Here is a 9,944-nt window from a genome sequence, read left to right on the forward strand (position 1 = left end):
CTGGGGCTGCTCTCACTGCTGACAACGGTTCGTCAGCCCTTATGATTATCTGAACCGCCGGATACGGAACCGTACGTCCGGTGGTGTGGGAGGACGGGGGCCGTGAGGCCCCCTCCTACCCGATCCCGGTGAAACCTTGCCCGCGCCGAAGCATCCAATACAGGGACCGCGGATCGGGTTCCGGCCCCGTCGCGGAGAAAGGGGTGCTTATGAGCAAATCCATGTTTCCGGCGGTTCTGGTCGTCCTCCTGTTCCTGGCCCCGGCGGCGGCCCCGGCCCAGGACACTGCCAAAGCCGAAGTCTTCGGCGGCTACTCCTACCTGCGGGCCGATCCGAGCGATATGAGCCTTCACGGCTGGAACGCCGCGGCGACGGTCAACATTTCGGAATGGTTCGGGATCACCGGGGATTTCAGCGGCCACTACGGCTCCCCCTCGGTGCGCGGCTTCGAGATCCCCTATCTCGACGTCAATTCCCACACCTTCATGGTGGGCCCGAAGGTGACCTGGCGGGCGGAGACGGTCGCCCCCTTCGCCCATTTCCTGATCGGCGCCAGCCGCGTCAGCACAAGCGCCTTCGGTTACGGGGATTCGGCCACGGCCCTGGCGGCCGCCATCGGCGGGGGCCTCGACGTCCGGCTGACCCCGTCCCTTTCGTTGCGCGCCGTCCAGGTGGACTACCTCATGACGCGCCACGACGCCGGCCCGCAGATCTTCTTCAGCGGGATCGACGACCGCCAGGACAACCTGCGGATTTCCGCCGGCCTGGTGTTTCACTTCGGCGACTGACCCCGGCGGGCGGTTCCGGTCCCTTCAGGGTTTGGCGGAGACCCGGGGCCGCCCGATCAGGGAATCCAGGGCGAAGATCCCCGAGCCCTGCGTCGAGATGTAGAGGAAGAGAAAGCAGTACAGCGCCGCCAGTTCCCCCCCGTTGAGGATGGGCCAGAACCCCCTGCCGGCGTGGGCGATGAAATAGGCCGCCGCCATCTGGCCGCTCGCGACAAAGGCCGCATACCCCGTCCAGAGGCCGGCCGCCACCAGGACCCCGCCGGCGAATTCGATGACGCCGGCCGCCAGCATCATCGGGTCGCCCCCCCAGCCCTGCCCCCCGAGCGCCCCGAACAGCTTCTGGGCCCCATGACACGCGTAAAGAATCCCCGCCACGATGCGCAGGAGCGCGTACGACAGCTTTGAATATTTGCCCATCCAGCGTTCCATAGTCCCCCTCCCGGATTTTGAGTGTGGCTGAACTGAACCTGATTGTGGTTGGCCCCATTATACTTCGGGGGGCCCCGGGGAATCCACGCAGGAAATGCCGGGGGGGGGCGGGAGTCAGCGGGAGGCCTCGGGGTGGAGACGGGAGATGTATCGCTGGATCTCCCCCAGCCGCCGGGCGTGCGTTTCCGGGGAGTCCCCTTCGGGATGGAAACGGTAGGTCCTGCCCTCGGTCCGGATAACGATCTTCCCGTCCTCGATGCGGCAGGTATAGGCCGATCTTCCGGCGCTGAACCGGCACTCCTTCTTCCCTCCGAGGTAGGAAAGGGTGTCGGAGGTGAGCCGGAGCCTCCCGCCGCAGCTGCCGAAGCGGTGGTCGTGAATCACCGGGAAGCTGTAATCGGCCGGCGGGGCCTCCTCCTTTGGGGCGGCCGGCGGCGGTGCTTCCGCCCTTGCCTGGGCCTGGATCCCCGGGCCGGGCGCACCCGGCTCGACCGCCAGGGTCGCAACCGGAGCGGGTGGGGCCTTGTCGGGGCCGCCCCCCAGGTACCCCATGCCGAGCAGGACCAGGGCGGCAAGCGCCGCAAGGCCCCATTTGATGTTCCATCGCCCCCCTCCCCGGCGTCGCCCGGGCGCCCCTTCCCGGCGGGCGGCGGGAAGCGCGCGCTCCTCCACGCCGATCGTGCCCCCTTCGAGCAGGGCGGCGGCCGCCTCCCTTTCGACCGGGCGCGAAAAGAGAAAACCCTGGCCGTACCCGCACCCGAGCGACCGCACCCGCTCGAGCAGCGCCGGGGTCTCGATCCCCTCGGCGATGACCCCGAGGCCCAGCCTCCCGGCCAGTCCGCTGATGCTGCGCACGACTTCGAGCATGTCCCCGCCGCTTTCGGTTCCCCTGACGAAGGAAGGATCGATCTTGAGAAAATCGAGCGGGAGCCCGCACAGGCGGGAGAGGGAGGAATGCCCGGTTCCGAAGTCGTCGATGGCGACGCGCACCCCCGCGAGGCGCAACTGCATGAGAATCCGGACGGCGGCCTGGGTGTTTTCCATGATCCCGCTTTCGGTCACCTCGAGCACGAGGCCGTCGCCGGCGTACGCCTCATCCCGCAGGATGTCGGCCGCTTCCCTGACGAAAGACTCCCCCCTGAGCTGGGCCGGGGACACGTTGACCGAAACCCACACTCCGCCCGCCCCCGGAGCGCTTTTCCTCCAGGCCTTCACCTGGCGGCAAGCCTCCCGCAGCACCCCGAGCCCGATGGGACCGATCAGGCCCGTCCGCTCGGCGACCGGGATGAATTCGGCGGGGGACACCTCCCCCCGCTCCGGGTGGCGCCAGCGGAGCAGGGCCTCGAAACCGGCGATCCGGCTCGACGACAGGTCGACGATCGGCTGGTAGACGACCCGGAGCTCCCCCTCCCCGAGCGCGCGTCGAAGGTCCGATTGGAGGGCGCGCTCCCGGCGCGCCGCCTCCAGGCCGGCGGTGTCGAAAAATTCGGCCCGCCCGCCGCCGAGGGAACGGGCCCGGTGAAGGGCCGTGTCCGCGTCGCGCAGCATATCCTCCGGATTTTCGTACCCGCTGGCGCTCACCGCGGTTCCCGCGCTGACGGCTGCGAAGATTTCCCGGTCCCCCACCCTGAAGGGCTCCGCCATCTCACCCAGCAGGCGGTCGGCCACCGCCTGTGCTTCGTCCGCGCCGCCGAGGCCCTCCAGCAGGATCAGGAACTCTCCCGCTCCCGCGTGCGCGATCGCATGGTCCCGGCCGGAGGAGGAAGGCCGGTACCCCGCTTTCATGCGCGTCTCCAGGCGGCGCGCCGCGGCCGACACCAGGGCCCCGCCGGTTTCCGAAGGGCCTTCTGCGGCTTCCGGCCGGTCGATGGCCAGGAGTATCACGGCAAAGACGAATGCGGGATCCCTCTGCGAAGCCAGCAGGGAACGAGCCGCCCGGTCGAGAAAAAAAGAGCGGCCGGCCAAGCCGGTCTCCGGATCGACCGCGACCGACGCGGTGATGTCCGTGTGGGCTCCCGCGACCCGGACCGCCCGGCCGTCGGGGTCCCGCGTGATGATTCCCGTGCAGGACACCCGGCGGCGGGATCCGTCGGCATGGAGAAGGCGGTGCTCCAGTTCAAACCTTCCGCATCTCTCCTTGAGCCGCGCGTCGATGGCGCTCCGGACCGCCTCGCGCTCATCCGGGGGGATGCGGCCGAACCATTCCTCCGGCGAGCTGCCGCAGGAGCCTTCACCTCCCACGAGCGCCTGCCAGCGGGGGGAGAAATGGATGCGGCCGGCCGGGAGGTCCCAGTCCCAGAGGCCTTCGTTCCCCTTCTCCACCACCCATGAGAATCTGTCCATGCTCCCGTCCCGATCGCGGACGCACTCCCGCCCACCCTGTCTTCATCGGTCGGTTCGCCGAGGAGATTAGAGGATCCAGCCGGGGTTGCGCGCCTGCCGCCTGGCGGCCAGGGCGCGGAGCCGGTCCTCGAGTCCCCGCGCCATGTAGAAGCGGGGGTGGAGCAGTTCGGCTTCGGAGGCTATCACCCCCTCCCCGAGCGCGACGCGCGCAAGCTCGGTGCCGGGGTAGATGCGCACCCCGATCGTGATCTTCAGGGCCTCCAGTTCGAGGGACTCGGCGAAATCGAAGCTCTCCCGGGCGGTCTCCTCGGTTTCGCCGGGACCGCCCAGGAGCAAAAAGCCCATCCGGCCGATTCCGGCCCGCCTCAGCCGTTCGGCCGCGAGGCGGACATCCCCGGGATCGAAAGGTTTGCGCATCCCTCCGAGCAACGCGGCCGACCCGCTCTCGAACCCCAGGCTGACCTCCCGGCATCCGGCCCGCGCCATCAGCCCGGCCAGTTCCGCGCTGACGACCGTGGGAACGAGGATGCAGCGCCAGTCGATGTCGAGGTGGGCATCGAGGATGGCGCCGCAGAGCCCGGCGGCGTACTCGGCAGGGAGGTTGAAGGTGTTGTCGACGAAGTAAAAGCGCCGAAACCCCTCGGCCGCCCAGCGCGCCATCCATTCGGCCACGGCCTCCGGGGAGCGCCGGCGCACCACCTTCCCCTCGATCAGGGGGGTCGAACAGTAGCTGCAGCCGACGGGGCAGCCGCGCCGGCTCTGGACAGGAACCGGGGCATCCACGGCGCCGGCAAGGGAGCGTGCCAGCAGGTGCGGATCCGGCAGCGGCAGGTCATCGAGGTTCGAAACATAGGCGCACGGCGCGGTCCCGGTGCCCTGCGCCCGGTAGAGCCCCGGAAGGGTGCCCGGGTCCTTGCCCGCCTCGATCCGCGCGAGCAGCTCGGGGAATACGCTCTCCCCTTCCCCCGCAATCCCCATGTCGGCGCCCACGTAATCGAGGATGGGCCGCGGCAGGATGCTGAAGCCGGCCCCGCCGAGAATGACCGGGGCCGCCGAGGACTCCCGGCAGCGGGCGACGGCCTCGCGCGCCTGGTCGAGGAGGAAGCGGGGACGGCGCATGCTCTGGTCGTCGATGTTGCGCACGCTGACGCCGATGGCGTCCGGGCGAAAGTTTCCGATCACGTCCTCGAGCGCGAGCCGGGGCTCCGGCTCGATCATCAGGTCGAGAATCCTGGTCTCATGCCCCGCACCCGCGGCGGAGGCGGCGACGCAAGCCAGCCCGAGGGCGGGCACGCGCATATCCCCGTCCTCGCGATTAGCCGAAATCAGCAGCACCCGCATGATGCCCTCCGCGGCAAAGGTCCCGGGACCCCGGGTCTTTCTTCAACATAACAAAAAAAGCCCTTGCGGCGCAAACGCCCTCTCTGGTATCAATATGATATCAAACTGATACCAGAGGAAAAAACCATGGCCACCGAAACAAATGACTGGAATGCCGAGAACATCGTCAGGGTCCACAACGGCTGGACGGCCCTTGTCCTGCTGCTGGGCCTGCTGGTCGCGGATATCGCGCTCTTCGTCTACTGCGCCGGCGAGGGGAGCCGGGGATATTCCCATCCCCTGCTCACCATCCTGTCCGTGCTGATGTTCCCCGTCCTGCTCGTCCTCCTGACGGGGCTCTTCACCCTGCAGCCGAACCAGGCCCGCGTCCTGGTGCTGTTCGGCAAATACCGCGGGAGCGTGCGCGAAAGCGGTTTCCACTGGGGCAATCCCTTCTATTCCAACGGGACCGGCCGGATGGCGGAGATGACGAAGCAGATGGAGGCGGCGAAAGCCGGGGGCCCGCCGCACAAAAAGAGCCTCGGCCGGAACAAGATCTCCCTGCGCGCGCGGACCATCAACGGGGAGAAACTGAAGGTGAACGACCGGCGCGGCAACCCGATCGAGATCGCCGCCGTGATCGTCTGGCGCGTCCGGGACACGGCCCAGGCGGTGTTCGACGTGGACGACTACGAGCTCTACGTCGAGACCCAGAGCGAGTCCGCCCTGCGCCACCTGGCGAGCCAGTATTCCTACGACCACGGGGAGGAGGACGAGATCACGCTGCGGAGCAACGCGGACGAAGTTTCCGCGGCGCTGAAGAAGGAGCTCGAGGAGCGCCTCGGCCGCGCCGGGGTGTCGGTGGAGGAGGCCCGGCTCACCCACCTGGCCTACGCCCCCGAGATCGCCCAGGCAATGCTGCGCCGGCAGCAGGCGGAGGCCATCATCGCCGCGCGCCAGAAGATCGTGCACGGGGCCGTCAGCATGGTGGATATGGCCCTGCGGGATCTGGCCGAAAAACAGGTGCTCCACCTCGACGACGAGCGGAAGGCGGCCATGGTCAGCAACCTGATGGTCGTGCTCTGCGGTGAATCCGAGGTGCATCCCGTGGTCAACACCGGCACGCTCTACACCTGATCCGGAACGGGAATGATGGACAAGAGAAAGTCGTTTCTCCTGAGAATGGACCCGGAGCTGTGGGCCGAGGTGGAAGCCTGGGCCGCGGCCGAACTGCGCAGCGTCAACGGACAGGTCGAATACCTGCTCCGGCAGGCCGTGGCGCGGCGCAGAGGGGCCGTCCCGGATCCGGGCCCCGCCCGGTCCGACACGGGGAGCGCTCGCGGGAAGCAGCGCGGCCCGTGAAAAGGGGGGTGCCGAAAGAAACCGCGAGGGGATATACTGGGGTCGATCCCCCGGAGCGCGGACACGAGATGAAAAGGATACGCATACACCCGGAAAACCCCCAGGCGCGGCTGCTCGGACCCGCCATCGACTCCCTCCGCGGCGGCGGCCTGGTCGTCTACCCGACCGATTCGGTCTACGGCCTCGGCTGCGACCTCCACGACAAGAACGCGGTCGAAAAGATCTACCGCATCAAGGGGAACGACAAGCGGAAGATCCTGAGCTTCATCTGCCGTGACCTGAAAAACATCGCCGAATACGCCTATGTCCCGAACGAGGCCTACAAGGTGATGCGCCATCTCCTGCCCGGCCCCTATACGTTCCTCCTCGGCGCCACCCGGCAGGTGCCCAGGATCCTCCTGGAAAAACGGAAGACCGTCGGCATCCGGGTTCCGGACCACCCGGTCTGCCGGGCGCTGCTCGACGGCCTGGGGCACCCGGTCATCAGCACCAGCGCGTCCCTCCCCGGCGGCTCCTACCTCTCCGATCCCGATGAAATCGAAACCGCCTTCGGCCACCTGGTCGATGTTTTCCTCGACACCGGGCCGGGCGGGCTGGAGCCTTCGACCATCATAGATTTCACGGGCGACCGGCCCGTCATCGTCCGCCAGGGGCTGGGCAAAATCTGACGATTGTTTCCAGCCTGCCCCCCAACCGGGAGAAAGGGTGCACCATGAACGACCCCGCATCGACACACTCGCCTCTGGAGCTCGGTGACGAAGAGCTCGCCGGGTACATCGCCGGCCTGCTCGAACGCATCATCGTCCACTACTCCATCTGGTTTTCCGAGGTACGGCACCAGCTCGGCATGGAAAAGGCCCTCGCGGTCCTGGAGGAGGCCGGTCCCCGGAGCCTGAAGATCCAGCTGGCCAGGCTGGCCCGGACTCTCGGGTTCGCACTCAAGAACGACCTGCCCGCGGCCATGGTCGACCTTCCGCGCGAGTCCCTGGTGGCGCTCGTGAAGAGCGTGTCCACGAACTGGCTCGCCAACGACGGCGTCTGGTTCCAGGCGGTGGAAGGCACCCACGGCATGACCGACGCCAAGCGCTGCAACGACTCCGCCTGGGCGCAGTTCTCACCCTACGAGGCATGGACCGTCAGGAAATTCCTCCGCCTGCCCGGGCGGCCGGGACTCGAGGGGCTGAAAAAAGCCCTCGGCTTCCGGCTGTACGCGAACGTCAACGTCCAGTCGATCGTCGACGAGTCCCCCGAATCCTTCCTGTTTTATATGAACGATTGCCGGGTGCAGTCGGCCCGCCGGCGCAAGGGCCTGCCCGATTACGCCTGCAAATCGGGCGGGATCGTGGAATACGGGTATTTCGCGCGCGGCATCGACGACCGCATCGTAACCGAGTGCATCGGCTGCCCGCCGGACCCGCACCCGGAGGGATGGTATTGTGCCTGGCGCTTCAGCCTCCCGGCCGCGAAATAAGAGTGCATCTTCCGGCCGCCTGGTCTATATTCGCCCCGGGGAACAACCATCCGGCCGCGCAGCCGAAAAAACCATTTAGGAGGGTCCATGATCCGAATCGTCGCCGCATTCGTCCTGTTGTCCGGCCTGTGGTTGCCGGGGCTGCAATCCGCCCTGTCGGCCGAATCGTGCACGCGTCCGAGCCTCGAACAAACCGCGGACCTTTACCTCCAGGCCCTGAAGCGGGGGGCCCCGTCGCTCCTGCCGCTGGCCCCGGGGGCGACATACATCGAAAACCGGAAGGCCACCCCCTTCGGGGAGGGGATCTGGGGTTCGCCCCTCGAGGTGGATTTCAGCCGCAGCCTGCTGGACGTCGACATCTGCGAGACCTTCACCGAAATCATCAGCGCGAAAACGGACCACCCCTACGTCATCGGGACCCGGCTCAAGGTGGTCGACGGCGCCATCGCGGAAGTGGAAAGCCTCGTCAGCGACAGGGACGACTGGCTTTTTGACGCCGACAGCTATCTCAAATACTCGTCGACCGAAAAATGGGACATCCTCCCCCCGGAGACGCGCAGCGACCGGCAGACCCTGATCCGCGTCGCCAGCGACTATTTCGATATCTTCGAGGACTACGCCGCCTTCGACCGGGTTCCCTGGGGCATCCCCTGCGTGCGCATCGAGGGGGGCGCGTACACCAACCCCAAAAACGAGCCGAACCCCTCCTGTACCGCCGGGGTACCCAAGGGCGGGGGGGTGCCCATGACCAACAGGCGCTACATCGTCGACGAGCTTCTGGGGGCCGTCATGGGGCAGGTGGACTTCGGAGGGCCCAAGGGCCTCCCCGACGCCCACACCTTCCGGCTGGAAGACGGAAAACTCCGCTACGTCCACGTGATCACGCTCTGTCCCGACGGCTGCCCCGTGATCCCCCCGCCGGAGGACATGCCCCGACCGTAGGCATGCTACACTCTCCCCTGGAGGAGGAACGACCATGGAAAAGACCGCCGAAGAAGTTCTGAAGACAGCCATCCTGCTCGAACACCGGGGGAGGGCGTTTTACTCCACCGCAGCCCGCGAGACCCGCAGCGAGGCGGTCCGCGAGTTTTTCACCATGATGGCCGAGGAGGAGGGCCGGCACATCGAGTTCCTCTCCGGGCAATTCGCCGAATTCGCCAAAAGCGGGAAATTCGGGCCCGGCACCCTCGAGACGCCGGGACAGGACGCCTCGGCGGCGGCGATCCTGAGCGAAAAGATTCAGAAGGAGATTTCCGCGGCGGGGTTCGAGGCCGCCGCCATTTCCGCCGCCATCGGCTTCGAGAACCGCGCCGTCGAGGTCTACCAGCAGAGAGCCTCGAGCGCCGCCGATCCTCACGAGAGGGCGGCCTACCAGGCCCTCGCCGACTGGGAGCGCACCCACATTCACATGCTGCACCGGATCGACGAGGACCTCAAGCGGCAGGTCTGGCAGGACAATAACTTCTGGCCCTTCTAGCCTGCGGTCAACGCACTTCGATCGACGAGGTCCTGTCGTTGAAGCCCTCCAGCCCGGGTGCGTCCGACGTGACCCGCCGCTCTGAGCCCCGGAAATTCGAATCATGGTAGAGGGTCACCCGGGCCCTGCCGTAAATGCGGACCGAGGAGATCCTGTCGTTGTAGCCGTCGCCGACATACTCCATCCGCTCGCCCACCTCCATGCACAAGCGGTTTCCCCCGTAGTCGGCGTCGGTGAAGAAACAGGCGCCGTTACGCGGCGTCTCGAATCCCCCCCATCGCCCCTGGTCTCCGGACCGGTCGCTCCCGGCCGGGCCGCGGAGGGTTTCGCGGCGGTACTCTTCGAATTCTTCCCGCTCCCGTTCCGTCGCCCTCGCGTAGGGCTTGTAGCCTTGTTGACGCGCATCGAGGAACGCCCGCCATCGCCGGTCATGTTCCTGCTGGTTGCGTTCGCGCAGATACCGGGCATAGTCCCCCAGTTCCTCCCGCGTCGCCTCTGACTGCGCCTTGTATGCCTTGTTCCGCTGCTTCAGGTATTCCTGCCATCCCCCATCCCCGCCGCTCGCGTCTTCAGGCTCAACCTGTGAACGCCCGCGCAGGTACTGCTCGAACTCCCGCCGTTCGTACGGCGTCGCCTGCGCCTCCTCCTTGTACGCCTTCCTCCGCTCCTTCAGGTACTCGCGCCACTCCCGCTCCCGCTCCCTGAGGGCTTCACGCTCGTCCTTCGAACGGCCGCGCAGGTACTGCTCGAACTC

At 67.3% G+C, this 9,944-nt stretch carries 11 protein-coding genes; 7 read left to right on the forward strand and 4 right to left on the reverse strand.

Annotation, left to right across the window (positions count from 1 at the left end; all coding sequences use genetic code 11):
- The first annotated feature begins 209 nt into the window (after positions 1 to 209).
- Complete coding sequence (locus GXY47_11860; GenBank protein NLV31835.1) at positions 210 to 788, forward strand: porin family protein; 579 nt, start codon at positions 210 to 212, stop codon at positions 786 to 788.
- Between the two features lie 24 nt (positions 789 to 812).
- Here the strand turns inward: GXY47_11860 and GXY47_11865 are convergent, their stop codons facing one another.
- The 3 genes from GXY47_11865 to GXY47_11875 form a co-directional block, all read right to left on the reverse strand.
- Complete coding sequence (locus GXY47_11865; protein ID NLV31836.1) at positions 813 to 1,217, reverse strand: DoxX family protein; 405 nt, start codon at positions 1,215 to 1,217, stop codon at positions 813 to 815.
- 114 nt (positions 1,218 to 1,331) lie between these two features.
- Positions 1,332 to 3,560: an EAL domain-containing protein gene (locus GXY47_11870; GenBank protein ID NLV31837.1), complete on the reverse strand. Its 2,229-nt coding sequence runs from the start codon at positions 3,558 to 3,560 to the stop codon at positions 1,332 to 1,334.
- A 66-nt stretch (positions 3,561 to 3,626) separates the two neighbouring features.
- The gene (locus GXY47_11875; GenBank protein NLV31838.1) at positions 3,627 to 4,901 is read right to left on the reverse strand and encodes a radical SAM protein; all 1,275 of its coding nucleotides are present in this window, start codon (positions 4,899 to 4,901) and stop codon (positions 3,627 to 3,629) included.
- A gap of 126 nt (positions 4,902 to 5,027) precedes the next feature.
- Here GXY47_11875 and GXY47_11880 point away from each other — a divergent pair, with 126 nt between their 5' ends.
- The 6 genes from GXY47_11880 (at position 5,028) to GXY47_11905 (ending at position 9,190) form a co-directional block, all read left to right on the forward strand.
- Entirely contained in the window at positions 5,028 to 6,017 is a 990-nt protein-coding gene (locus tag GXY47_11880; protein NLV31839.1) for an SPFH domain-containing protein, read from the forward strand.
- 15 nt (positions 6,018 to 6,032) lie between these two features.
- Positions 6,033 to 6,242 carry a hypothetical protein gene (locus GXY47_11885; GenBank protein NLV31840.1) on the forward strand — a complete coding sequence of 70 codons (210 nt, stop codon included), beginning with the start codon at positions 6,033 to 6,035 and terminating at the stop codon, positions 6,240 to 6,242.
- 68 nt (positions 6,243 to 6,310) lie between these two features.
- A complete protein-coding gene (locus GXY47_11890) occupies positions 6,311 to 6,910 on the forward strand; it encodes a threonylcarbamoyl-AMP synthase (GenBank protein ID NLV31841.1) in 600 nt (199 codons plus the stop codon).
- A gap of 44 nt (positions 6,911 to 6,954) precedes the next feature.
- Positions 6,955 to 7,713, forward strand: a complete 759-nt coding sequence (locus tag GXY47_11895) for a cytosolic protein (GenBank protein NLV31842.1) — start codon at positions 6,955 to 6,957, stop codon at positions 7,711 to 7,713.
- A gap of 87 nt (positions 7,714 to 7,800) precedes the next feature.
- Entirely contained in the window at positions 7,801 to 8,655 is an 855-nt protein-coding gene (locus GXY47_11900; GenBank protein NLV31843.1) for a hypothetical protein, read from the forward strand.
- A 34-nt stretch (positions 8,656 to 8,689) separates the two neighbouring features.
- Positions 8,690 to 9,190 (forward strand): ferritin family protein, encoded by a 501-nt coding sequence (locus GXY47_11905; protein ID NLV31844.1) that lies wholly within the window; start codon positions 8,690 to 8,692, stop codon positions 9,188 to 9,190.
- A gap of 7 nt (positions 9,191 to 9,197) precedes the next feature.
- Here GXY47_11905 and GXY47_11910 read toward each other — a convergent pair.
- Positions 9,198 to 9,944, reverse strand: a 747-nt coding sequence (locus GXY47_11910; protein ID NLV31845.1) for a hypothetical protein, incomplete at its 5' end; no start/stop codon positions are given.

The organism is Acidobacteriota bacterium, from assembly GCA_012729555.1.
Taxonomy (GTDB): Bacteria; Acidobacteriota; UBA6911; order UBA6911; family UBA6911; genus UBA6911.

Bases quoted from the DNA above. Each gene is read 5' to 3' on its own strand.
- GXY47_11860 (NLV31835.1), top strand. From the start codon at position 210: ATGAGCAAATCCATGTTTCCGGCGGTTCTGGTCGTCCTCCTGTTCCTG.
- GXY47_11865 (NLV31836.1), bottom strand. From the start codon at position 1,217: ATGGAACGCTGGATGGGCAAATATTCAAAGCTGTCGTACGCGCTCCTG.
- GXY47_11870 (NLV31837.1), bottom strand. From the start codon at position 3,560: ATGGACAGATTCTCATGGGTGGTGGAGAAGGGGAACGAAGGCCTCTGG.
- GXY47_11875 (NLV31838.1), bottom strand. From the start codon at position 4,901: ATGCGGGTGCTGCTGATTTCGGCTAATCGCGAGGACGGGGATATGCGC.
- GXY47_11880 (NLV31839.1), top strand. From the start codon at position 5,028: ATGGCCACCGAAACAAATGACTGGAATGCCGAGAACATCGTCAGGGTC.
- GXY47_11885 (NLV31840.1), top strand. From the start codon at position 6,033: ATGGACAAGAGAAAGTCGTTTCTCCTGAGAATGGACCCGGAGCTGTGG.
- GXY47_11890 (NLV31841.1), top strand. From the start codon at position 6,311: ATGAAAAGGATACGCATACACCCGGAAAACCCCCAGGCGCGGCTGCTC.
- GXY47_11895 (NLV31842.1), top strand. From the start codon at position 6,955: ATGAACGACCCCGCATCGACACACTCGCCTCTGGAGCTCGGTGACGAA.
- GXY47_11900 (NLV31843.1), top strand. From the start codon at position 7,801: ATGATCCGAATCGTCGCCGCATTCGTCCTGTTGTCCGGCCTGTGGTTG.
- GXY47_11905 (NLV31844.1), top strand. From the start codon at position 8,690: ATGGAAAAGACCGCCGAAGAAGTTCTGAAGACAGCCATCCTGCTCGAA.